This is a genomic window from Achromobacter sp. GD03932 (genome assembly GCF_029839485.1).
In the GTDB taxonomy this organism is placed as follows: domain Bacteria; phylum Pseudomonadota; class Gammaproteobacteria; order Burkholderiales; family Burkholderiaceae_B; genus Achromobacter; species Achromobacter bronchisepticus_A.
In genome coordinates, this window is the sequence record NZ_JAOCAT010000047.1 from 1 (window position 1) to 23793 (window position 23793).

The 23793-nt window shown below is 67.2% G+C and carries 20 protein-coding genes; 7 read left to right on the forward strand and 13 right to left on the reverse strand.

Annotated elements, in window-relative coordinates; genetic code table 11:
* Positions 1-95: 95 nt before the first annotated feature.
* On the forward strand, positions 96-926 hold the full coding sequence (locus tag N5C88_RS29340) for a tRNA threonylcarbamoyladenosine dehydratase (RefSeq protein WP_059371576.1): 831 nt from the start codon (positions 96-98) through the stop codon (positions 924-926).
* 8 nt (positions 927-934) lie between these two features.
* On the opposite strand, the gene N5C88_RS29345 is transcribed toward N5C88_RS29340, so the two are convergent.
* Genes N5C88_RS29345 through N5C88_RS29355 form a run of 3 tightly spaced genes read right to left on the reverse strand, consistent with a single transcriptional unit; the run spans position 935 to position 2999 of the window.
* The gene (locus N5C88_RS29345; protein ID WP_059371577.1) at positions 935-1246 is read right to left on the reverse strand and encodes a non-heme iron oxygenase ferredoxin subunit; all 312 of its coding nucleotides are present in this window, start codon (positions 1244-1246) and stop codon (positions 935-937) included.
* 17 nt (positions 1247-1263) lie between these two features.
* On the reverse strand, positions 1264-1737 hold the full coding sequence (locus N5C88_RS29350) for a nuclear transport factor 2 family protein (RefSeq protein WP_059371578.1): 474 nt from the start codon (positions 1735-1737) through the stop codon (positions 1264-1266).
* Positions 1738-1739: 2 nt separating this feature from the next.
* Positions 1740-2999 (reverse strand): aromatic ring-hydroxylating dioxygenase subunit alpha, encoded by a 1260-nt coding sequence (locus N5C88_RS29355; protein WP_059371579.1) that lies wholly within the window; start codon positions 2997-2999, stop codon positions 1740-1742.
* A 210-nt stretch (positions 3000-3209) separates the two neighbouring features.
* Between N5C88_RS29355 and N5C88_RS29360 the strand changes: the two genes are divergently transcribed.
* Complete coding sequence (locus tag N5C88_RS29360) at positions 3210-4112, forward strand: LysR family transcriptional regulator (RefSeq protein ID WP_059371580.1); 903 nt, start codon at positions 3210-3212, stop codon at positions 4110-4112.
* Here the strand turns inward: N5C88_RS29360 and N5C88_RS29365 are convergent.
* The 3 genes from N5C88_RS29365 to uvrA form a co-directional block, all read right to left on the reverse strand.
* A complete protein-coding gene (locus tag N5C88_RS29365; RefSeq protein WP_059371581.1) occupies positions 4109-4741 on the reverse strand; it encodes an aminotransferase class IV family protein in 633 nt (210 codons plus the stop codon). The two genes, N5C88_RS29360 and N5C88_RS29365, sit on opposite strands and share 4 nt — an antisense overlap.
* A 96-nt stretch (positions 4742-4837) precedes the next feature.
* Positions 4838-5974 carry an aminodeoxychorismate synthase component I gene (locus N5C88_RS29370; RefSeq protein ID WP_280016752.1) on the reverse strand — a complete coding sequence of 379 codons (1137 nt, stop codon included), beginning with the start codon at positions 5972-5974 and terminating at the stop codon, positions 4838-4840.
* 5 nt (positions 5975-5979) lie between these two features.
* Entirely contained in the window at positions 5980-11742 is a 5763-nt protein-coding gene (gene uvrA / locus N5C88_RS29375) for an excinuclease ABC subunit UvrA (protein WP_280016753.1), read from the reverse strand.
* Positions 11743-11984: 242 nt separating this feature from the next.
* Here uvrA and N5C88_RS29380 point away from each other — a divergent pair, with 242 nt between their 5' ends.
* From N5C88_RS29380 to N5C88_RS29395, 4 genes are all read left to right on the forward strand, one after another.
* Positions 11985-12770, forward strand: coding sequence for an IclR family transcriptional regulator (locus tag N5C88_RS29380; RefSeq protein ID WP_059371584.1), 786 nt, complete (start codon positions 11985-11987; stop codon positions 12768-12770).
* A 22-nt stretch (positions 12771-12792) separates the two neighbouring features.
* Complete coding sequence (locus N5C88_RS29385; RefSeq protein WP_059371585.1) at positions 12793-13443, forward strand: bifunctional 4-hydroxy-2-oxoglutarate aldolase/2-dehydro-3-deoxy-phosphogluconate aldolase; 651 nt, start codon at positions 12793-12795, stop codon at positions 13441-13443.
* Entirely contained in the window at positions 13436-14368 is a 933-nt protein-coding gene (locus tag N5C88_RS29390; protein ID WP_118932378.1) for a sugar kinase, read from the forward strand. Before N5C88_RS29385 ends, N5C88_RS29390 begins: the two co-directional genes overlap by 8 nt.
* 207 nt (positions 14369-14575) lie before the next feature.
* A complete protein-coding gene (locus N5C88_RS29395) occupies positions 14576-14704 on the forward strand; it encodes a hypothetical protein (protein WP_006226408.1) in 129 nt (42 codons plus the stop codon).
* A gap of 91 nt (positions 14705-14795) precedes the next feature.
* Here the strand turns inward: N5C88_RS29395 and N5C88_RS29400 are convergent, their stop codons facing one another.
* Positions 14796-15764, reverse strand: coding sequence for a LysR family transcriptional regulator (locus N5C88_RS29400; protein ID WP_118932377.1), 969 nt, complete (start codon positions 15762-15764; stop codon positions 14796-14798).
* Positions 15765-15987: 223 nt separating this feature from the next.
* Here N5C88_RS29400 and N5C88_RS29405 point away from each other — a divergent pair, with 223 nt between their 5' ends.
* Positions 15988-16923, forward strand: coding sequence for a glycosyltransferase family A protein (locus N5C88_RS29405; protein WP_280016754.1), 936 nt, complete (start codon positions 15988-15990; stop codon positions 16921-16923).
* A gap of 33 nt (positions 16924-16956) precedes the next feature.
* Here the strand turns inward: N5C88_RS29405 and N5C88_RS29410 are convergent, their stop codons facing one another.
* From N5C88_RS29410 to N5C88_RS29435, 6 genes are all read right to left on the reverse strand, one after another.
* Positions 16957-17709, reverse strand: coding sequence for an ABC transporter ATP-binding protein (locus tag N5C88_RS29410; protein WP_059371589.1), 753 nt, complete (start codon positions 17707-17709; stop codon positions 16957-16959).
* The gene (locus N5C88_RS29415; RefSeq protein ID WP_059371590.1) at positions 17709-19502 is read right to left on the reverse strand and encodes a branched-chain amino acid ABC transporter ATP-binding protein/permease; all 1794 of its coding nucleotides are present in this window, start codon (positions 19500-19502) and stop codon (positions 17709-17711) included. Before N5C88_RS29415 ends, N5C88_RS29410 begins: the two co-directional genes overlap by 1 nt.
* The gene (locus N5C88_RS29420) at positions 19499-20539 is read right to left on the reverse strand and encodes a branched-chain amino acid ABC transporter permease (protein ID WP_059371591.1); all 1041 of its coding nucleotides are present in this window, start codon (positions 20537-20539) and stop codon (positions 19499-19501) included. Before N5C88_RS29420 ends, N5C88_RS29415 begins: the two co-directional genes overlap by 4 nt.
* A 311-nt stretch (positions 20540-20850) precedes the next feature.
* The gene (locus N5C88_RS29425; protein ID WP_118932375.1) at positions 20851-22002 is read right to left on the reverse strand and encodes an ABC transporter substrate-binding protein; all 1152 of its coding nucleotides are present in this window, start codon (positions 22000-22002) and stop codon (positions 20851-20853) included.
* A gap of 188 nt (positions 22003-22190) precedes the next feature.
* Complete coding sequence (locus N5C88_RS29430) at positions 22191-22919, reverse strand: SDR family oxidoreductase (RefSeq protein ID WP_059371593.1); 729 nt, start codon at positions 22917-22919, stop codon at positions 22191-22193.
* A gap of 62 nt (positions 22920-22981) precedes the next feature.
* Entirely contained in the window at positions 22982-23767 is a 786-nt protein-coding gene (locus tag N5C88_RS29435; protein ID WP_059371594.1) for a cyclase family protein, read from the reverse strand.
* Positions 23768-23793 lie beyond the last annotated feature (26 nt).

The following is a 23793-nucleotide window of genomic DNA, read 5'->3' on the forward strand; positions in this document are numbered from 1 at the left end:
TCCCTCGGGCTTATCGACGCCCCGCGCCACCCCGGCCGCCGCCGTGCCAGGCGTCTTAAGAACCCAACCATCCGCCTGCAATAAAATACGCCCTCATGAACACCCCCGACCCCACCGCCGACCTCGACCGCCGCTTCGGCAGCCTCTCCCGCCTCTACGGCCCCGAAGCCCCGACCCGCCTGCGCAACGCCCATGTGGCGGTCGCCGGCCTGGGCGGCGTAGGTTCCTGGACCGTCGAGGCCCTGGCGCGCTGCGGGGTAGGGGCGTTGACGCTCATCGACCTGGACCACATTGCCGAATCCAACGTCAACCGCCAGATCCACGCGCTGACCGAGACGCTGGGCCAGTCCAAGGTCGATGCCATGGCCGAACGCGTGCTGGCGATCAATCCGGAGTGCCGGCTGACGCGGGTGGATGATTTCGTTTCGCCCGAGAACGTCGCCCAGGTCCTGCCCGGCCCGTACTCCGTCATCATCGACTGCACCGACCAGGCCGCCGCCAAGATCGCGATGATTCTGCATGCGCGCGAAATCGGCGTGCCCATGCTGTTGTGCGGCGGCGCGGGCGGCAAGACCGATCCGCTGGCCCTGCGCGCCGGCGACCTGTCGGCCGCGGTCAACGACGCGCTGCTGTCCAAGTTGCGCAACAAGCTGCGCCGCGAGCATGGCTTTCCGCGGGCTTCCGACCAGAACGGCAAGGCCTTGAAGCGCGTGCCGAAAATGGGTATCCACGCCCTGTGGTTCGACCAGCCCGCCATCCTGCCCGACGCCTGGACCCGCCCCACCGAAGGCGAGGACGACATGGGCGCCTCTGGAGAAACCCTGGCGCCGCAGGGCCTGTCCTGCGCCGGCTACGGCTCGGTCGTGACCGTCACGGCCGCCATGGGCATGGCGGCGGCGAACGAGGCGCTGCGCCTCGCGGTCTGACAAAGGCGCTACAGCGCCACGAATACCACACCGTCCTCGATCCTGACCGGATAGGTGGCAATGTTCTCGCGCAGCGGCGAACAGAGCGCGCGCCCGTCACGCACGTCGAAGCGCCCCTGATGCAGCGGGCATTCGATCTCATGCCCCATCAGAAAGCCGTCGCACAGCCGCGCATTGCCGTGCGTACAGAGGTTGGCGGTGGCGTAGACCTCGCCGTCCACGCCATACAGCGCGATCTCGCGGCCGCCGGCCTGCACCGCGATGACGTCGTCTTCAGGCACCTCGTCCCGCGCGATGGCCTTGATCCATTGCGTGCTCATTGCTGTCGTTTCCTTGTTCAGATGGGATAGATAAGCGAATTCGGCACCAGCTCGCTGTCGAAGATGCAGAGCCGCGATTCGAATTTGAGCCCGTCCGGACCGAGCCGGACCACATCCAGGTAGCGGCCCACGTTGAATACCGTGGTCAATTGGCTGGGCTTGGTGCGGAACACGGCGTAGTTGGCCTCGGACTCGATGCGGTCGCCCTGCACCGACAGCACGCGCGGCGCGCCCACCACATGGCGCTGGTAGTAGGGATCGTGGAAGATGGTGTCGGTGGCGCCGTAGATGCGGTCCTTCAGCATGCCGCGGCTTTCGAAGGACATGGTCGCCAGCGGATAGCCGCGCTCGTGGTTCTCGCGCGGCAGCACCTTGTACACGCAGTCTTCCAGGAAGAAATCGGGCCACTTTTCCCATTCCTCAGCGTCCAGCGCGGCGGCGTAGTCGTTGTACAGGCAGGTCAGTTGGTAGTAGAGGTGAAAGTCCAGCATCGTCAGGCCTCCATGACCCGGCGCCAGTACGCGTACATGCCGCGGATCAGCGTTTCCGTGACCATGTGGTCGGTGTTTTCGGCGGTCTTGCCGCCCAGTTCCGCCACGCTGCGGTGCCAGGGCTTCTGCTCGAAGCCCGATTGCGAGAACTCGATGACCTCGCCGTCGTCCGCCGACACGAAGCCCGCCGGGCCGAACAGATTGGCCTGGCGCAGCCGGCGGCGCGTCATCTCGGGCGTATCGTCGGCGAAGCCGAAATGCGTCCACACGAAATCGAAGGCGTCGTGGCCCACGGGCTGGATGTGGCGCGTGGACAGCGAGTTCACCTGCTGCTGGATGATGACGCTGGGGAACAGCGTCATCAGCACGGCGGTGGGGCCGTTCCACCAGGGCTCCGGCACGATATCGAGGAAGCGGTCGTCGTTCAGCGACATCTGTTCCTTGAAGCTGGACACGCCGCTGGTCACGCTGCCCTTGCCGCCCTGGCCGCGCGTCGAGATCATGGCGGCGTGGCGCAAGTGCCGGTCCATCTTCAGCTCGGAGCGGTTGTCGGCCCGCCACAGGCCGAAGGTAACGAACCAGGTGTGCAGCAGGCCCGGATGGTAGGGATCCTTGATGTTCTCCTGCATCAGCTTCCAGTTGCCGGGGATGCGCTGGCGGCTGTAGCCGTGGATCACCAGTTCGCGGCCGTCGAAGACGCGGTCGAAGTAGTGCAGGATGTCCGGCCCCAGATAGTCCTCCAGCGGTTCGACATCGTGATCGAACGAGGCGAACACCACGCCGTTGCGGCAGGCCACGGCCAGCTTGGTCAGGCCATGTTCTTCCGGCTTGAAATCGGGCGGCATGCCGCCGTTGACCTTGCCGTCCTGCTTGACGCCGCGGCGGAATGGCACGCCGATCAGGTTGCCCTGCAGGTCGTAGTTCCACTGGTGATACGGACAGACGAATTCGCTGCGGTTGCCGGAACGTTCGCGGCAGAACTGCACGCCGCGGTGGGCGCACACGTTTTCCACCACGCGCACCTGGCCGTCGTTGTCGCGCAGCAGGATGACGGAGCGTTCGCCCACCGCGGTGCGCTTGAAGTCGCCCGGGTTGGGGATCTCCGCCTCCAGGCCCACGTAGCTCCAGTGCGCGCGGTAGAAGAACCGCTCCATTTCCCGCTGATGCAGGGCGGCATCGGTATAGACGCCGAAGGGGATGCGGTGGGATCCGTCGTCCTGCCAGCGCGGGGCGAATTGGATGGGCTGCTCGGGGGCGTTCATGATCCGCTCCGGCGACGGGGCGCGGCGGCGGACAGCGTACAGGTACGCATGGCGTGTCTCCTTGGTTCGGCGGACCGCGGGCGCGATCCTGCAGAGCCGGCGCTGCATGGGCGCTGGCGTTTTTCGCATCATCGGGCAGAAAGTGAAATAAATAAATAGAATCTGCTTGATGAGATAAATCACCAAAATCAATATTGGTGGAGGCAGCCCATGAACCTGCAAGACCTGGACCTGAACCTGCTGGTCGTCTTCAATGAACTGCGCAAGCACGGCCGGGTGTCGGCCGTGGCCGAGAGCCTGGGCATTTCGCAGCCTGGCGTCAGCAACGCGCTGGGCCGGCTGCGCAAGCTGTTGGGCGATGAGCTTTTCCTGCGCACCTCGCGCGGCATGGTGCCCACGCCCTACGCGCAGGATTTGGCGCAGCCCATCGCCGCCGCGCTGGAGGCGCTGCACAGCACCCTGAACGCGCGCGCCGCGTTCGACCCCGCGCATAGCGGTCGCGCCTTCGTGATCGGCGTGAACGACGTGGGCGAGACCTATTTCCTGCCGCGGCTGATGCGCGCGCTGGACCGCGCCGCGCCCGGCGTCACGGTGCGCACCGTGCGCACCACCTCGATCGACGTGAAGGACGAGATGGAGCGCGGCCGCATCGACCTGGCCATGGGCTTCCTGCCTGATCTGAAGAGCGGCTTCTTCCAGCGCCTGCTGTTCCGCCAGCCCTATGTGTGCATCTTCCGCCGCGACCATCCGCTGGCGCGCACCGGGGTCTCGGCGCGGCAGTTCCGCGCGGCCGAGCACGTGGCCATCGCCTCGGAAGGCACGGGCCACGGCGTGGTCGACCAGGTGATCGGGCAGGCCGGCATCCAGCGGCGCCTGCGCCTGACCGTGCCGCACTTCATTGCGGTGGGGCCGGTGCTTGCCGCCACCGACATGATCGCCGTGGTGCCGCAGCGCTTCGCTGACTGCGCCTGCGGTCCGTTCGGCTTGGCGACCGCGCCCTGTCCGGTGAAGATCCCGGAGTCGGTCATCAATGTGTTCTGGCACGCCCGCAACCACCGCGAGCCGGCCAACCAGTGGCTGCGGCAGGTGGTGGTGGACGAGTTCGCGGATTAGGCGTCGCGCAGCGTCACCGGAAACCAGCCGCGCAGCGCGTTGGACAGGCGGATTTCCTCGGCCGCGTGCAGGTCGGCCAGGGTCAGGACGCGTTCTGCCACCTTGCCCGTTTCGAGCAGTTCGGCGCGCTGCACGCCGGGCAGGCAGCCGCTGTCCACGGGCGGCGTGTACCAGTCGCCATCCAGGCGCAGATAGACGTTGCTGCGGCTGCCTTCGCAGAGTTCGCCGCGCTCATTCAGGTAGAGCAGATCGAAGATGTGCGGATGCGAGGGCAGCCATTCGATGGTCTTGGTGTACCAGGGGCGGTAGGTGGTCTTGTAGCGCAGCAGCGGTTCGGATGAACGCAGCGCTTCGGGCGCCAGCATGGCTTCCTGCGCGGGGTGCAGAGGCGGCAGCGGCGCGGTCTGGATGTTGCGGCTGCCGTCGCGCGCCACCAGCAGGCGCAGCCGGTGCGGCCCGGGCGTGGCCAGGCCCAGCGCGGTGATCATGATGTCGGCCTCGACGGCCCGGCCGCCCCAGCCGTAGCCCAGGGCCTTGCAGGACGCTTCCAGGCGCTTGAGATGGCGCGCCAGCAGCGGAACGCGTCGTTCGGCATCGACCAGGATGGTCTCGATCAGTTCGGGTTGCATGGGACTCTCCTGGGGTAAAGGTGCGCTGCGGCCGCGCTCTATCCTACTACCGATGGCTGCAGGCGCGCAGGGACGCCGGACATCCGGACTGCGGCCTCAGGCCCGCAGGATCCGGGCCTTCCAGTGGCATTCCTGCCATTCCTCGGCCGGGTCTGAATCGTGCACGATGCCGCCGCCCACGCTATAGACGCCGTGGCCGGCCTGGTCCAGCACCAGGGTGCGGATGGCGACGTTCAGCGAAAAGTCGCCGTCCGGCGCCAGCCAGCCGATGCTGCCGCAATACAGGCCGCGCCGCGCCGCTTCCATCTGGCGGATGCGGCGCATGGCCGCGACCTTGGGGGCGCCGGTGATGGAGCCGCAGGGAAACAGCGCGCGCAGCACGTCTTCCAGCGAGGCGTGCGGCGCCAGCGCCGACACCGTGGACGTCATGGTCCAGACGGTGGGATAGCGCTCCAGCGAGAACAGCGCGTCGACCCGCACCGAGCCCGGCTCGGCCAGCCGGCCCAGATCGTTGCGCAGCAGATCCACGATCATCAGGTTCTCGGCGCGGTTCTTTTCGCTGGCCAGGAGCGCCTGGCCCAGCCGTTCGTCCTCGGCCGGATCGGGGTGGCGCGGGGCCGTGCCCTTCATCGGGCGCGTGGTCAGGCGCGGGCCGTCGCGGCGCACGAACAGTTCGGGCGAAAACGACAACACCGTGCGCTCGCCGTCCTCGATGAACGCGCCGTGCGCCACCGGGTTGCGGGCGGCGATGCGCCGGTACAGCGTGGCCGCGTCGCCCTGGAATTGCAGGTCCAGCGGCTGGGTGTAGTTCACCTGATACAGCTCGCCGTCACCGATCAGGCCGCGGATGGCTTCGATCTGGCGCACGTAGTCGGCCTCGGTCATGCGCGGCGCGGGCAGGCTGATGGCGGCGGGCGCAGCGCCTGCGTCCGGTGCGTCCCAGGGCGTTTCCTCCTGCCGGCGTTCGAACGCCAGCGCGGTCAGGCGCGGTTTGCCGTCGTCGCGCGGCGGCGTCCAGGGGCCGGCGGGCGGCGCCATGGCGGCTTCGGGCAACAGCCACTCGCCCAGTTCGTAGTCCAGCAACAGGGCGATCCAGCGCCCCTGCCGCCGCTGCGCTTCGATGGCGGCGAGCGCGGGGACGACCTCGGCGGCGGAGCGCGCCTCGATCCGCGAGCACAAGCCCTCGAACCGCAGCGCGCGGCCGGCCAGCCGGTCTTCAAAACGACATTCCATGCTGCCTACTGCTGTTGATGTGCCAGGAATTCCTTCAGGACCCGTCCGGTATGGGAATGGTCGCTCAGGGTCATGACGTGTTCGGGCGAGCCTTCGCCCACCAGCTTGCCGCCGCCCGTGCCGCCTTCGGGGCCCAGGTCCAGCAGCCAGTCGGCTTCGGCGATCACGTCCAGGTTGTGCTCGATCACCACCACCGTATTGCCGGCTTCCACCAGGCGGTGCAGCACGTGGATCAGCTTTTCCACGTCGGCCATCGACAGGCCCACGGTGGGTTCGTCCAGCACGTACAGCGTATGCGGAATGCGCGAGGCGCGGCCGGTCTTGATCAGGCCGTCGGTGAGGCGGGCCTTGGACAGCTCGGTCACCAGCTTGATGCGCTGCGCTTCGCCGCCCGACAGCGTGGGCGAAGGCTGCCCCAGCGTCAGATAGCCCAGGCCCACGTCCTGCATCAGCTGCAGCGGGCGGTGGATCTTGGGGTGCGCGGCGAAGTAGCCGATGGCGTCGTCCACTTCCATGGCCAGCAGTTCGCCGGCGTTCTTGCCGCGCATCTGCACGCTGAGAGTGTCGTTGTTGAAGCGCGCGCCGTTGCAGGCGTCGCAAGGCACCTTCACGTCCGGCAGGAAATTCATCTCGATGGTGCGCATGCCCTGGCCTTCGCAGATCGGGCAGCGGCCGTCGCCGGTGTTGAACGAGAAGCGCGCCGCGGTCCAGCCGCGCATGCGCGATTCGCGGGTGTCGGCGAACTGCTTGCGCACGTCGTCCCAGAAGCCCACGTAGGTGGCCGGGCAGGAGCGCGGCGTCTTGCCGATGGGCGTCTGGTCCACTTCCAGCACGCGGTCGATGGCTTCCCAGCCCTTGATGCTGTCGCAGCCCGCCCAGCCCGGCGCCTTGCCTTGCGACACGGCCTGCATCAGGTTGTCCAGCAGCACTTCGCGCGCCAGGGTGGATTTGCCCGAACCCGACACGCCGGTCACCACGCTCAGGCGGCCCACCGGAATCTTCGCGTCGACGCTGCGCAGGTTGTGCAGGCGCGCGCCCTTGATTTCGATCATGGGCGTATCGGCCTCGACCGGGCGGCGGCCTTGCAGCGGGTGCTGCAAGGGTTTGGCCAGATAGCGGCCGGTGACCGATTCGGGCGCTTCGATCAGGTCCTGCGCGCTGCCCTGGGCCACCACGCGGCCGCCGCGGATGCCCGCGCCCGGTCCGATGTCGATGATGTGCGAGGCGCGGCGGATGGTGTCGTCGTCGTGTTCCACCACCACCAGCGTGTTGCCGTTGCCTTCCAGGCGCGCCAGCGCGTCCAGCAGGATGCGGTTGTCGCGCGGGTGCAGGCCGATGGTCGGTTCGTCCAGCACGTAGCAGACGCCCTGCAGGTTGGAACCCAGCTGCGCGGCCAGGCGGATGCGCTGCGCTTCGCCGCCGGACAGCGTGGGCGCGGCCCGGTCCAGCGCCAGGTAGTTCAGGCCGACTTCCTGCATGAAGTTCAGGCGTCCGCGGATTTCCGTAAGGATGTCGCGGGCGATCTCGCCTTCGCGGCCGCGCGCCACCAGCCCGGTGAAGAAGGTATGCGCGTCCGACACCGGCAGCGAGGCGAGTTCGGCGATGGACTTGTCGCGCCAGCGCACGGCGCGGGCCACGCGGTTCAGGCGCTGTCCGTCGCATTGCGTGCAGGGCTTGGCCTCGCCTTCGTACCAGGCGTTCCAGGCGGTTTCCTCGCCGGTCTGCTCTTCGTCGAAGCCTTGCAGCTGCAGGCCGGTGCCGTAGCAGCCGGTGCACCAGCCGTGCTTGGAGTTGTACGAGAACAGGCGCGGATCCGGTTCGGGGAAGCTGGTGCCGCAAGACGGGCAGGCGCGCTTGACCGAGAAGTGCTGCTGCTGCAGGTCGCTGTCCAGCGCCTCGTGCAGCTTGTTCACGGGCCACACCACGGACATCACGCCCTGGCCGTTTTCCAGCGCGTTCTTGACCGCGGCGCGCAGCTCGGCTTCATTGGCCGGGTCCACCACCACGTCCGCGATCGGCAGCTCGATGGTGTGTTCCTTGTAGCGGTCCAGCCGCGGCCACGGGGCCACGGGAATGAACTCGCCGTCCACGCGCAGGTGCGAATGGCCCTTGGAGCCGGCCCATTTGGCCAGGTCCGTGTAATAGCCCTTGCGGGCGGTGACCAGCGGCGCCAGCAGGCCGATGTGCTCGCCCTTGTGCTCGCGCAGCAGGCGCGCCACGATCTGGTCCGTATTCTGCGGCTCCACCGCGACATTGCAGTCCGGGCAGTACTGCGTGCCCAGCTTGACGTACAGCAGGCGCAGGAAATGGTGGATTTCCGTCATCGTGGCCACGGTGGACTTGCGTCCGCCGCGGCTGGTGCGCTGCTCGATGGCGACCGTGGGCGGGATGCCGAAGATGGCGTCCACGTCCGGCTTGCCGGCTGGCTGCACGATGGCGCGGGCGTAGGCGTTGAGCGATTCCAGATAGCGCCGCTGCCCTTCGTTGAACAGGATGTCGAAGGCCAGCGTGGACTTGCCCGAGCCGGACACGCCGGTGATGACGGTGAACTTGTCACGCGGGATTTCCACGCTGACGTTCTTCAGGTTGTGTTCGCGCGCGTTGCGGATTTCGATCGCCATATTGGCCTGGCGCCGCTCGCGCATCAGCGACTGCAACGGGCGGCCCACGTCTGCGCCGTAGGCTTCGCCGGGCTCGGCGATGCGGGCGGTCAGGCCGGCCTGCTCGACTTCCTGCGCGTCGGCGTCGGTGCTTACGACCACGTCCGCCGGCAGGATGCTGACTTCATAGTCGCGCAGGGCGGCACCCGTGTGCGACTTGGGGTTGTCCATCAGGTCCTGCGGCGTGCCGGTGCCGATGACCAGGCCGCCGGCGTCGCCGCCTTCGGGGCCCAGGTCGATCAGCCAGTCGGCCGCGCGGATCACGTCCAGGTTGTGCTCGATCACCAGCAGCGTGTGGCCGGCGGCCAGCAGCTTGCGGAACGCGCGCATCAGCCGCGCCACGTCGTCGAAGTGCAGGCCGGTGGTGGGTTCGTCGAACAGGAACAGGCTGCCCTTCTTGGCAACCTTGGCGGTGGAGATTCCGCTGCGCGCGGCTTCGGCCAGGTGGCCGGCCAGCTTCAGGCGCTGCGCCTCGCCGCCCGACAGAGTGGGCACGGGCTGGCCCAGCCGCACGTATTCCAGGCCCACGTCGGCCAGCGGCGCCAGGCCCGTCTGCACGTCGCGCAGGCCCTTGAAGAAGTCCAGCGCCTCGCTGACCGTCATCTCCAGCACTTCGTCGATGGACGCGCTCTTGCCCAGGTGTTCGACGCGCACTTCCAGCACTTCGGGGCGGAAGCGCTTGCCGTCGCAATCCGGGCAGCGCAGGTAGACGTCGGACAGGAACTGCATTTCCACGTGTTCGAAGCCGGTGCCGCCGCAAGTGGGGCAGCGGCCGTCGCCGCCGTTGAAGCTGAAGGTGCCGGCCGTGTAGGCGCGCTCGCGCGCCAGCGGCGCTTGCGCGAACAGCTTGCGGATCGCATCGAACGCGCCCACGTAGCTGGCCGGGTTGGAGCGCGCCGTCTTGCCGATGGGGGTCTGGTCCACCATGACCACGTCGGCGATCTGTTCGGCGCCCAGCAGGCGTTCGAAGGCGCCGGGCGCTTCCGAGGGCTTGCCCTTCTGCTTCAGCAGGGCGGGGTAGAGCACGTCCTGTACCAGCGTGGACTTGCCGGAGCCGGATACGCCTGTCACGCAGACCAGGCGGCCCAACGGCAGTTCGACGGAGACGTTCTTCAGATTGTGCGCGCTGACGCCTTCCAGCAGCAGGCGCGGCGTGTTCGCCGCCACCGGCATGGGGCGCGGCGCTTCCACGCGCTGGCGGCCGCCCAGGTAGTCGCCCGTCAGCGTGCGCGCCGCGCGCAATTGGGACGGCGTGCCGTCGAAGACGATCTGGCCGCCGCGCTCGCCGGGGCCGGGACCGATGTCGATGATGCGGTCCGCGGCCACCATGACCTGCGGGTCGTGCTCCACCACCACCAGCGTGTTGCCGGCGTTGCGCAGGCGGTGCATGACTTCGACCACGCGGTGCATGTCGCGCGGGTGCAGGCCGATGGAAGGCTCGTCCAGCACGAAAAGCGTGTTCACCAGCGAGGTGCCCAGCGCCGTGGTCAGGTTGATGCGCTGCACTTCGCCGCCCGACAAGGTGCGGCTCTGGCGGTCCAGCGTCAGGTAGCCCAGGCCCACGTCGCACAGGAACTTGAGGCGCGCGCGCACTTCTGTCATGAGCAGGTCGGTGGCGGCGTCCAGCGCGCCGGAGAACGACAGCGTGTCGAAGAAGATCCGCACGCGTTCGATCGGCAGCAGCATCACGTCATGGATGGACAGGCCGCCCAGGTTGTCGAGCTGTTCGCGGCTCCAGTTGGCGCTCACCGGCATGAAGCGCTTGTAGCGGCCGTCGTCAGGCGGCAGCACGGTGTCGGCTTCTTCCTTGGTGCCCAGGCGCCAGAGCAGCGCGTCGGGCTTCAGGCGCGCGCCATTGCAGGTGGGGCAGGGCGTGTAGCTGCGGTATTTCGACAGCAGCACGCGCACGTGCATCTTGTAGGCCTTGGTTTCCAGCCAGTCGAAGAAGCGCTGCACGCCGTACCACTGGTGCTTCCAGGCGTCGTTGCCGCCCTTCCAGTCGGGCGTGCCGTAGAGCACCCAGCGCTTGTGTTCTTCGCTCAGCTTCTTCCAGGGTACGCCCAGCGGCACGCCGGCCTTGGGCGCGTACTTCTGCAGCTCGTCCTGGCATTCCTTGTATGAAGGGGTCGTCCAGGGCTTGATGGCGCCTTCCAGCAGGGTCTTGTTTTCGTCCGGGATGACCAGGCCGAAGTCGATGCCGATCACGCGGCCGAAGCCGCGGCAGGCTTCGCAGGCGCCCAGCGGCGAGTTGAACGAAAAGCTGCTGGGCAGCGGATCGGTGTATTCGATGTCGCAGTCGGCGCAGTGCAGGCGGTCGCTGTACTTCCAGATGTGGGCATTGCCGCCCTCGGCGTCCATGACGTACACGGCCAGGTGGCCGGCGCCCATGCGCAACGCCGTGTCCAGCGCTTCCATGATGCGTTCGCGTTCGGTGCCGGCAAAGCGGAAGCGGTCCTGGACCACGTGCAGGATGCGGCGCGATTCGGTGCTGCCTTTTGCTGCCTTGGCTTTCTTGGCGCCCTTGGCCGGGGCGGCTGCGCGCGGCGCCGCGTTTTCCTCGGCGTGCACGCGGGTGTAGCCCTGCTGCTCCAGGAAGCCGCGCACTTCCTCTTCGGTGAAGTTGGCGGGAACCGCAATGGGGAAGGTCACCACCAGCCGCGGATCGCCAGCGGCGGCGGCGCGTTCGGCCAGCGAGTGGTAGACGGAATCAGGGGTGTCGCGCCGCACCACCTTGCCGCAGCCGCGGCAATACAGCTTGGCGCCGCGCGCGAACAGCAGCTTCAGGTGGTCGTTCAGTTCCGTCATCGTGCCGACCGTGCTGCGCGAGCTGCGCACCGGATTGGTCTGGTCGATGGCGATGGCGGGCAGGATGCCTTCGATGCGGTCTACTTGCGGCTTGTCCATGCGGTCCAGGAACTGGCGCGCATAGGGCGAGAAGGTTTCCACATAACGCCGCTGCCCCTCGGCGTACAGGGTGTCAAAGGCCAGCGAACTTTTGCCGGACCCCGACACGCCGGTCACGACGACCAGCTCGCCGGTGGCGATGGTCAGGTCCAGGTTCTTGAGATTGTTCTGGCGGGCGCCAACGATGCGAATTTGGGAGCTCATGGACGGTATCGTAGCCTGAGGGGAGAGGCCTGCCCGAGCGACAACCCATCGCTGGTTCCGAGCGCGGCGATATGGAATAATTGACTATATTGTGAGTCAATTGTCCACTATGTGGACAGAACGGATGCTCACTAGCTGTACAAATAAACAGTATCGCAGATTCGTCTGAATTTCGCGCTGTCGGCGTTGCGCATTCTGTAGATTCATTGCTAAAGGCATGCAGCCATTAGCTGGAGACAACATTGCTGGAAACCAAGGTCCCGGGCGCTGCGGCGTTCGCCAAATTCATGACGGTGCTGCAGGCGGTGGCGGATGCGCCCCAGCCGCCCACGGCCGCGTCGTTGGCGCGCAGCTGCGGCTATCCCCGGCCCACCGTCTACCGCATCGTCGCGGCGCTGGCCGAACAGGGCATGGTGGCCGAAACCGGCGGCGCCTACCGCCTGGGACCGCGCCTGATGTCGCTGGCCAGCCGGGCCTGGTCGCAGTTCGACCTGCGCGCGGCGCTGGCGCCCGACCTGCAGGCCTTGCGCGATGAAACCGGCGAAACCGTGCACCTGGCCGTGCCTGCAGGGCACGAGATGACCTATATCGACAAGCTGGAAAGCCCCGGTCCGGTGCGCATGGCCTCGCGTGTCGGGGCCAGCGTGGCGCTGCATTCCAGCGCGGTCGGCAAGGCCTATCTGGCGGCGCTGGACCCGGCGTCGCGCGAGCGCCTGCTGCGCGAACTGCCGCTGACGGCCCGCATGCCCGGCACCGTGACCAGCCTGCCCGAACTCCGCGCCGTGCTGGATGCGGCCGCCGCCCGCGGCTACGCCACCGACGACGAGGAAAACGAAGCCGGCATCGTCTGCTATGGCGTGGCCGTGTGCGACGCGGCCGGACGGCCCGTCGCCGGCGTCAGCGTCAGTACCTTGCTGTTCCGGCGCCGCGAAGACCCGCAAGCCGCCTATATCGAACCCTTGCTGCGGCTGCGCGATGCCGCCGCGGCCAAACTCGCCGTCCTGCCGGTATCGCCCGGCGGCGCCTGACCGCCTGCCTCCAAGGAATGCCATGACCGCAACCGCTGCCCCTCTCGCCTCCAAGCTCTCCACCCTGCTGGCCTCTCGGGTCGTCCCCGTGCTGCGCTACACGGACGCCGCCACCGCCGCCTATGCGGCCGAAGTCGCGGTGGCCGCCGGCTGCACCACGCTGGAACTGACCTGGACCATTCCCGGCGTCACCGACCTGCTGCGGGCGCTGCGCGACAAGCACGGCAGCGCGCTGCTGCTGGGCGTGGGCACGGTGCTGGACGAGCACCAGGCGCGCGAGGCCTTGGTCGCCGGCGCGGACTTCCTGGTGTCGCCGGCGCTGGCCACCGACATCGTCGACCTGGCGCATGCGGCCGACGCGCTCTGCCTGCTGGGCGCCTTCACGCCCACGGAAGTGCTGGCGGCGCGCCGCGCGGGCGTGGACGTGGTGAAGATCTTCCCCGCGGACACCGGCGGCCCCAAGCACCTGGCCGCGCTCAAGTCGGTGTATCCGGACACCATTTTCTGCCCCACGGGCGGCGTTACCCAGGACAACATGGGCTCGTACTTCGCCGCCGGCGCCGCCATCGTCGGCATCGGCAGCAATCTCTATGACAAGGCGGCCTTCGCTGCCCGCGACACCGCTGCGCTGGTGGCGCAGATCATCCGCACCCGGGAGGCCGCCCATGGCTGATTTCGATATCGTCGCGCTGGGCGAGCCTCTGGTCGAGCTGAACCAGACGCACCAGGACCAGCGCCAGTATCTGCAGGGCTTTGGCGGCGACACCTCCAACGCCGTCATCGCAGCCGCGCGGCAGGGCGCAAGCTGCGCCTATCTGACGCGGGTCGGCAACGACGCCTTCGGCCAGCAGTTCCTGGACTTGTGGCGGGCCGAAGGCGTGGATACGTCCGGCGTGCAGGTGGATGAGCAGGCCCACACCGGCTTGTACTTCGTGCAGCATGGCCCGGACGGCCATGCCTTCAGCTATCTGCGCCGCGGCTCGGCCGCCAGCCTGATGACGCCGGCCAGCCTGGATTCGGGCCTGATCGAACGCGCCCGCTACCTGCACGTGTCGGGCATCAGCCTGGCCATCAGCACCAGCGCCTGCGATACCGTGTTCGCCGCCATCGAGCGCGCGCACGCGGCCGGCGTCCAGGTCAGCCTGGACTCGAACTTGCGGTTGCGCCTGTGGCCGGTGGACCGCGCCCGCGCCGTGCTGCGCGAAACCATGCGCACGGCCGACCTGTTCCTGCCCAGCATGGACGATATGCAGCATCTGACCGGCAACGACGATCCGGAACGCACGCTGGACTGGATCCGCGACGCCGGCGCCACCGGCGTGGTGGTGCTGAAGCTGGGCAAGGACGGCTCCATCATCGACGACGGCCAGCGCCGCGTACCCGTGGCCGCCTTGCGCGTGGATGCGGTGGACGCGACCGGGGCGGGCGACTGCTTTGCCGGCAGCCTGCTGGCGCGCCGCTGCCAGGGAGACTCCTGGGAGGATGCCGTGCGTTACGCCAATGCCGCGGCGGCCTTGTCCACGCTGGGCTACGGCGCGGTCGATCCGCTGCCGCGCAAGGAACAGGTGCTGGAGCGGCTGAAGAGCCTTTCCTGCTGATCGCCGGGCGACTGTCCAGGCTGACTGGGCGGTGTTCCGTCCCGCATTTGACTGCTCCTGGCGCGAACGTGGCGGAAACGCCGCATTTTCGCGTCATTGGCGCCGTCAGGGCATTTCAGGCTAAAATGCCAAGTTACCCGAATTTTCCGCCAGCCCAGTATCCGGTTGTGCGGGCAACATTTCCGCAAATTCAACAGGAGAATCAACATGGCTGAACGCAAACGCGTGCGTCGCAACACCCTGGAACGCCGTTGCCTGGGCAAGGCTTTCAAGCGCTTGTTCGTCAAGTCGCCCAAGGGCGTTTTCAAGATGCTGGAAAAGATCAAGCGCGTCTAATTGACGCGTCCGGCCGCAGCCCAGGCTCGGCCAGATCAAAAAAACCCGCTCGGCGCGCCGGCGGGTTTTTTTTCGTCCTGCGCGGACCGGCCTATGCCTGGTCCTGGGGCGGACCGAGCTTGGGCAGAATGAAATCCATGAAGGCGCGGGTCTTGGCCGGCTGGATGCTGGACGGATACACCACGTAGATCGAGATCGGATCCACCGACCACCCTGGCAGCACGCGCTTGAGCGAATTGCGCTTGATGATGGGCTCCAGCGCCAGGCAGTGCGGCATGCGCGTGATCGCCAGGTCCAGGCCTGCCAGGGTGCCCGCGATGCTCATATTGTTGGCCGCCAGGTGGCCGCTGACCGGCACGCGTTCACTGACCGCGCCGCGGCGCAGCGTCCAGTGCGAATGCGCCTCGTCGATGGTGGTGCGCAGGCACTGATGCCGGCTTAGATCCGCCGGCGTTTCGGGTTCGCCGTGGCGTTCAAGGTAGCGGTCGGAGGCATACAGGTAGTTGTCCAGGGAGACCAGCTCCTGCACGACCGCGCCGCCATGCATGCCGCCGTTGCCGTTGATGTCGGCGGCGCTGGCCGCTGCCAGCGGGTAGTCGGCGTTGCTGCCGAAGCGCAGCACGATGTCGAACGGCGTGCCCTGCGCGTCGGAGGCCGTCAGCATGCTCAGGTCGAACTCGCATTCCACTTCCGGATAGCGGTCGGTGAAATCGTTGATGGTTTCTGGCAGCAGCCACATCGCCAGGCTGTAAGGCATGGATACCCGCAGGTTGCCAGAAGGGCCGCCGGACAGGGATTGCAGCTGCTCATGCGCCAACCTGGCTTCGTCGATCAGGCCCTGGCAGCGCCGCATGTAGGCCGCGCCGGCTTCGGTGAGATCCAGGCGGCGCGTGTTGCGGTTGATCAAGCGCAGGCCGATGGCGCGTTCCAGCTCGTTGATGCGCCGCGATAAAGTCGAGGTCGGCATGTTCAGCGCGCGCGCCGCCATGCTGAAGCTTTTGCGCTTGGCAACCTCCACGAACAAGGCGATGTCATTGAGCTGGACGGTCGAAGCTTCCATAGGCATTCCGGTTTTGGCCGCCCGAGTGTACGCCACTAAGGAGTGCGTCCAAGGCAGATAAAGTGCCGAGACGGCCTGTCAACTGTCGTTTTTGTCAGATTTGATTGCAAATTTGAGCCTTACAGGGCCGGAACGCGCGTGCATATCCCCTAAACTTCAGGCGAAAACACCAAAACCAAGACCGCAGCGCTTGCTCGACGCATCGCAAAGGGGCTCAGTGGGCATGACCGACACACCAACTTTTTTCACTGTTTTGACGCCCACCTACAATCGGGCGGGCACGCTGCACCGGGTATATGAATCGCTTTCCCGGCAGACTTTCCGGGATTTCGAATGGGTCGTGGTGGACGACGGTTCCACCGACAACACCCACGAATCCATCCTGGACTGGCAGGCGCGCGCCGATTTTCCGATCCGCTACTTCTGGCAGAACAACCGCCACAAGAAAACCGCCTTCAACCGCGGCGTGCGCGAGGCGCGCGGCGAACTCATCGTCGCCCTGGACAGCGACGACGAAATGCCGTCCGACGCCCTGGCCACGTTCAAGGAGGTCTGGGACGGCATTCCGCCGGCGCGGCGCGAATCCTACGTGGCCGTGACGGGGCTGTGCGCGCGTCCCGATGGCAGTATCGTCGGCGACCGCTATCCGCAGGACGTGTTCGACAGCACGGCGGTGGACGTCTATTTCCGCTATCGCATCAAAGGCGAGAAATTCGGCTGTATGCGCACCGACATCCTCAGGAAGTATCCCTTCCCCGAGGATGTCGCAGGCTTTGTGCCCGAAAGCCTGGTGTGGTGGGCGATTGCGCGGGCGGGTTATCTCAGCCGCTTCATCAACCGTGTGGTGCGGACTTATCACGACACGCCCGGCGCCCTGAGCCAGGGCGCCGTTTCCGTGAGCAACAACGCGCAAGGCCTGTACCTGCTGGCCTGGGACATGCTGCAGCATCACCTGGAATTCTTCCGCTACCGCCCGCGCGAATTCATCATGGCCGCGGCGCGCTACACACGCTTTCGGCTGCATCTGAAGCACTCCGGCGTGCCGACGGCGGTGCAAGCCTACAAGCTGACCAATCCCATGGCGAAGTTCATGGTCGCGGCCCTGTGGCCGCTGGGCTATGCCATGTACCGCCGCGACAGGCGCCGCGGCGTGGCCTGAAGCCTGCCGCGCAGGCAGGCTCCTGCCGGTGCTTCAGGCGGCGGGCGCCGAGGCAGGGGCTCCGTGCCCCAGCCCCAGATACACCTCGACCACGCGCGGGTCCTCCGCCACCTGGGCGGCCGGGCCTTCCAGCGTGACGGCGCCGGTTTCCAACACGTAGGCATAGTCCGCCACCTGCAGCGCGGCGCGGGCGTTCTGTTCGATCAGCAGGATGGACACGCCCATCTCGCGCAGGCGCGTGACGATGCGGAACACCTCGCGCACGATGCGCGGCGCCAGCCCCAGGCTGGGTTCGTCCAGCATCAGCAGCTTGGGCTTGGCCATCAGCGCGCGGCCCACCGCCAGCATCTGGCGTTCGCCGCCGGACAGCGTGCCGGAGAGCTGGAGGCGGCGCTCCTTCAAGCGCGGAAACAGTTCATAGACCTCGGCCAGTGTCTGGTCCTGGTCGCGCAGGCCGCTGCGGAAACGGTGGAACGCGCCCAGCATCAGGTTGTCTTCCACCGTCATCTCGGCGAACAGCTCGCGCTTTTCAGGCACCAGGTTCATGCCGGCCGCCACCATTTCCTCGATCTCGGCATGTTCCTGCACCTTGCCGCCGAAGACGATCCGGCCGCTGGACGGCAGCACGCCCATGATGGCCGACAGCAGCGTGGTCTTGCCGGCGCCGTTGGGGCCGATCACGGTCACGATCTGGCCTTCGCCCACTTCCAGGCTGACGCCCGAGACGGCCTCGATCTTGTCGTAGGCCACGCGCAGGTCGCGCACTTCCAGCAATTTCGCGCTCATCATTCCACTCCGCCCAGATAGGCTTCAAGCACCGCGGGGTTGTGCTGGATCTCGGCGGGCAGGCCTTCGGCGATCTTCTCGCCGAAGTCCATGACCACCACGCGGTCCACCAGCCCCATCACGAAGTCCATGTCGTGCTCCACCAGCAGGATGGCCATGCCTTCGGCGCGCAGCTTCTTCAGCAATTCGGCCAGTTCGCATTTTTCCTGGTAGCGCAGGCCGGCGGCGGGTTCGTCCAGCAGCAGGATGCAGGGATCGGACGCCAGCGCGCGGGCGATTTCCAGAATGCGCTGTTGCCCCAGGGCCAGCGAGCCGGCCTCGTCGTGCAGATGCTTGCCCAGGCCCACGCGTTCGACCTGGCGCGCGGCTTCGGCCAGCAGGCGCGCTTCTTCGGCGCGGTCCAGCCGCCAGGCGGCCGGCAGTACGCCGCGATGGCCGCGCAGGTGGGCGCCGATGGCCACGTTTTCCAGCACGCTCATGCGGCCCAGCAGGCGCACGTGCTGGAAGGTGCGCGACAGTCCCAGCCGCGCAATGCGGCGCGCGCCGGCGCCGGCCACGGAATGGCCCAGCAGCGTTACCGTGCCGGAAGTCGGCGTGTCCACGCCCGAGATCTGGTTGAACATGGTGCTCTTGCCCGCGCCGTTGGGGCCGATCAGCGCCAGGACTTCGCCGGCGCGGATTTCCAGGTTCATGGCGTTGTTGGCGACCAGGCCGCCGAACTTGCGGGTCACGTCCACGGCCTTCAACACCACCTCGCCGCGCGGCGGCATGGGCTTGCGCGGCAGCGGCTCGGCATTCATGTCCAGCTTGCGCTGCTGCTTCTTCACCGGCACGCAGCGCGTCAGCACCGGCCACAGGCCGCTGCGGGCGCGGTGCAGCAGCAGCACCATGCCGAAGCCGAACACGATTACCTCGAAGTTGCCGGTCTGGCCCAGCAGCCTGGGCATCCAGTCCTGCAGCCATTGCTTGAGCACGGTGAAGACGCCCGCGCCGACCAGCGCGCCCCACACCTGCCCCGCGCCGCCGATGACGGTCATGAACAGGTATTCGATGCCCATCTGCAGGCCGAAGGGGTTGGGGTTCACGAAGCGCTGCATGTGCGCGTACAGCCAGCCCGAGGCGCAGGCCTGCAGCGCCGCGATGATGAAGATCACCATGCGCGAGCGCGCCGTGTCCACGCCCATCGATTCAGCCATCACGCGGCCGCCCTTGAGCGCCCGGATGGCGCGGCCTTCGCGCGAATCCAGCAGATTCTGGGTGGACCACACCGCCACCAGCAGGAAGGCCCAGATCAGGTAGTAGATGTTGTCGCCCTGGTTCAGCGTCCAGCCGAACAGGTTGATGGCGGGAATGTCCGGGATGCCGGTGTGGCCGCCCAGGCCTTCGACCGAGCCGAAGACGAAATACAGCGACAGGCCCCAGGCGATGGTGCCCAGCGGCAGGAAATGCCCCGACAGCTTCAGCGTGATCGCGCCCAGCAGATAGGCGATGACCAGCGTCAGCAGCAGCCCCGCCAGCAGGGTCAGCCAGGGCGATGCGCCCAGCCATGCCAGCCAGGACGGCAGCGTGTCCGCGCGGGTGGTCAGCAGCGCCGTGGTGTAGGCGCCCACGCCGACGAACGCGGCCTGCCCGAAGCTCGTCAGGCCGCCGACGCCGGTCAGCAGCACCAGGCCCAGCGCCACCATGGCGTACAGGCCGATGTAGTTCAGCAGCGTCACATAGAACGGCGGCAGCACCAGCGGGCCCAGCGCCAGCAGCGCCAGGAATGCGAGGAGGATGTGGCGCGGGTTCATTCGTCTTCTTCCTCGACGTGATGGCTTTTCAGTGAACGCCAGAGCAGCACGGGGATGATCAGCGTGAACACAATGATTTCTTTGTAGGCGCTGGCCCAGAACGAGGAGAAGGCTTCGATCAGGCCGACCAGGATGGCGCCGGCCGCGGCCAGCGGATAGCTCACCAGGCCGCCGATGATGGCGCCCACGAAGCCCTTCAGGCTGACCATGAAGCCGGAGTCGAAGTACATGGTGGTGATCGGAGCGATCAGGATGCCCGACACCGTTCCGATCAGCGCGGCCAGGAAGAACGTGGCCTTGCCGGCGAAGATCGGCGAAATGCCCATCAGCCGCGCGCCCAGCCGGTTGAAGGCGGCTGCGCGCAGCGCCTTGCCGTACATCGAGCGTTCAAAGAATTGGTAGAGCACGACGATGAGCAGGGCCGACACCGCCACCACCCAAAGCGCCTGGCTGTTGACGTTCAACGGTCCCAGCGCCAGGCTGGCGTCGCTGAACGGCGCCGTGCGCGCGCCTTCCGCGCCGAAGGCCAGCAGCCCCAGGCCGACCAGCGCCAGGTGCACGGCAATGGAGACGATCAGCAGCACCAGCGTCGAGGCCGACGCGATGGGCTGGTAGAACAAGCGGTACAGCTGCGGTCCCATCGGCACCAGCAGCAGCAGCGTCAGCAGCGCCTGCGCGGCCATCGGCAGCTGGGCCAGCGGCAGGTTGTAGAACAGCGCGGCCAGCACCAGCGGATAGGCCAGCTTGACCGCCATGCGCCAGGCGCCGCGGTTGCGCCCGGGGCGCTTGCGCCGCGCCAGCAGATCGGCGCCGACCTCGGCCAGCGCGAAGGCAAACAGCAGCCACACCAGCAGCACCGGCTTGCCGGCCTGCAGCGCGGCCATGGTGAGCGCGCCGAACGCGACGAACTCCCCTTGCGGGATGAACAGCACGCGGGTGACGGTAAAGACCAGCAGGATGGACAAGGCCAGCAGCGCATAGATGGCGCCGTTGGTGATGCCGTCCTGCCCGAGTATCAGGGCAATCTGAGCATTCATGCGAAATTCCGGGTAAGACAGACAAGCAAGCCAGGCACATCATTCCCCATCCGCGCGCTTACGGAGCAAACTCTGCGCATCCTCGGGATGCCGCGGAGCCGGCTTTGCCGGTCCGCAGGCATGCCCCCTGGGGGGAAGCGCGGAGCGCTTCGGGGGGAGCCCACCTTGCGGAGCCGGCTTTGCCGGTCCGCAGGCATGCCCCCTGGGGGGAAGCGCGCAGCGCTTCGGGGGGAGCCCACCTCGCGGAGCCGGGCTCTGCCGGTCCGCTGGCATGCCCCCCTGGGGGGGAAGCGCGCAGCGCTTCGGGGGGGTTACTTCACTAGTGTCCAGGCGCCGTCCTTGACGGTGATGAGCTCGCGGCCGCGGTCGTCAAAGCCGCTGTGGTCGGCAGCCGTCATGTTGTAGACGCCTTGCGTGCCGACCAGCTCCTTGGTCTGTTCCAGCGCATCGCGCAGCGCGCTGCGGAATTCCTTGGTGCCCGGCTTGCCGGCCTTTTCAGCCAGCGGCACGGCCTTTTCCAGCAGCAGGCCGGCGTCGTAGACGTTGGCGCCGAAGGTGGCGGGCTTGGATCCGTTGAGCTTTTCGTAGGCGGCGATGTAGTCCGCAGCGACCTTCTTGGACGGGTTGCTGTCCGGCATTTCCGGCAGCACCAGCATCAGGCTGGCGGCCAGCACCGTGCCTTCAACCTTCTTGCCGCCCAGCTTCAGGAAGTCGGGCAGGGCCGCGCCGTGGGTCTGGTAGAACTTGCCCTTGTAGCCCTGATCGAACAGGGTGGTCTGCGGCAGCACGCTGGCGGCGCCGGGGGCGGCCACCAACACGGCGTCCGGCTTGGCGGCCAGGATCTTCAGCGCCTGGCCGGTGACCGAGCTGTCAAAGCGCAGATAACGTTCGTTGGCGGCGATCTTGATGCCCTTTTCGGCGGCCAGGCCCGAGAAGACCTTGTACCAGTTCTCGCCGTAGGGATCGTTCAGGCCGATGAAGCCGACGGTCTTGATGCCGGTCTTGGCCATGTGGTCGACCAGCGCGCGCGCAATGATGTCGTCGTTCTGGGTGGTCTTGAAGACCCACTTCTTCTGGTCGTTCATGGGCAGCACGACGGCGGCGGTGCCCACCGGCGCCAGCATCGGCACGCCGGCCTCGGCCGCGAACTGGATCACGCCCATGGCGTTGGGCGAACCCGACGGGCCGATCAGCGCGTCCACGTTCTGCTCCGAAATCAGCTTCTTGAAGGCCGTCACCGAGTTGGTGGAATCGCTGGCGTCATCCAGCGAGATGTATTCCACGGTCAGGTCGCCGATCTTCTTCGGCAGCAGCGGCACGGTGTTCTTCTGGGGAATCCCCACCAGGGCCGTCGGGCCGGTGGATGAGGTAACGACGCCGACCTTGACTTGGGCCAGGGCGGGCAGGGCGAACAGCGCGGCTACCGCGGCGGCAGCGGCCAGGGGGAGTTTCTTCGACAGCATGGCAAAACCTCCGGATAGGGAGCAGGGTGGGGGTGCGGCTGGAAAACGGAGAAAACGGTACTTCTGTGCTTGCTTGGTTTGCTTTAATACTTGTTGCTTAAACTTTCTGTGCGCAGGCTCGCACTGTAGACCTGGTCCGCAGTGCTTACCTATCCGTCAAAACCCGAAGCAGCGCGCGCGATGCGCGTTCAGATGGTGATGGAGCTGACGCTGGCGCCGCCGCAGACGAACAGCGTCTGGCCGGTGACGAAGCTGTTGGCGGGATCCGAGAAGAACATGACGGCGCGCGCCACGTCGTCGGAGCGGCCCAGGCGCTTGACCGGTATGCCGGCTGCCAGCTGTTTCTCGCGTTCGCTGCCGGGCTCGATCACCTCGTAGAACATGTCGGTCTGGATCGGGCCGGGAGCCACCACGTTGACCGTGATGCCATAGGGCGCCAGCTCCAGCGACCAGGTGCGCGCCATGCCCACCATGCCGGCCTTGGTGGCCGAATAGGCGGTGCGGGTCGGCAGGCCCAGCGCGCCGCGCGAGGACATCATCACGATGCGGCCGAACTTGCGCTCCTGCATGCCGGGCAGGGCGGCCTGCACCAGGCTGATGGCCGCGCCCAGGTGGATCTGGGTCAGGCCGTGCAGTTCTTCCTGCGTGACCTGCGGCAGCAGGTTGGGCCAGATGACGCCGGCGTTGTGGATGACGTGGCTGATGGGAAACCGGGCGGCGGCTTCGGCGCCCGCTTGCGCGGTGGCCTCGGCGTCCAGCAGGTCCACCTGCACGTTGTGCAGGCGCGGGTGGCTGAAGTCGGCGGCGCGGCGCGCCATGGAAATCACTTCGTAGCCTGCGTCCAGCATGCTGCGGCAGATTTCGGCGCCGATGCCGGCGCTGCCGCCGGTGACGATGGCGACGTTGGTGTGCGTCATGGATATCCCCCTGTTGTTGTCGTGAGACCGGCTCAGGCGCGGCCGGCTCAGGTGCGGCCGGCTTAGGCCTTGGGCGCCAGCGCCAGCACGCGCAGCGGGCTGCCCGAGCCGCTGCGGATCTTGAGCGGCGCCGAGAAGATCACCGCGCCGGTGGGCGGCAGCTGGTCCAGGTTGGTCATGCATTGCAGGCCGTAGCGGTTGTTGCCGTGCATGTAGTAGTGGCAGGGATAGGGCGGATTCAGGTGATGGGCCTGGCCGGTATCCGTGCCGATCGACTCGGTGCCGAAACCGTGCACGTCGCGCTCCTTGATCAGCCATGGCACTACTTCAGCATCCGGGCCGGGCGAGTGCGCGCCGTCTTCCTGCAGGTTCAGGTAGTCGGCGGGCTTGGCGCGCTTGGACCAGTCGGTGCGCATCAGCACCCAGGAGCGCGCGGGGATGCGGCCGTGTTGCTCTTCCCACTTTTTCACGAAGTCGATGGTCAGCAGGAAGTCCGGGTTGTCGCGGGACTCCGCCGAGCAGTCGATGACGCAGGCGCTGGCGATGAAGGCCTCGATGGGAATCGTGTCCACCGTGTTGTCGGGCAGGTCCTTGCCCGTGACCCAGTGGGCCGGCGCGTCGAAGTGGGTGCCGGTGTGCTCGGAACACGAGAAGTTGTTCCAGTACCAGGCGGGGCCGCGCTCGTCGTAGCGCGAGATCTCCTCGATGCGGAACGGCCAGGCCTGGCCGAACTCCGGCGGCAGCACGATGGTCGGGAATTCCGGCGTCAGCGTCTCGGTCAGGTCCACCACGCGGATGCGGCCGGACACCAGTTCGGCCATGAATTGGGCAAGAATGTTTTGGCTCATGTGCTGTTCCTTTAGGTTCGTGCGTT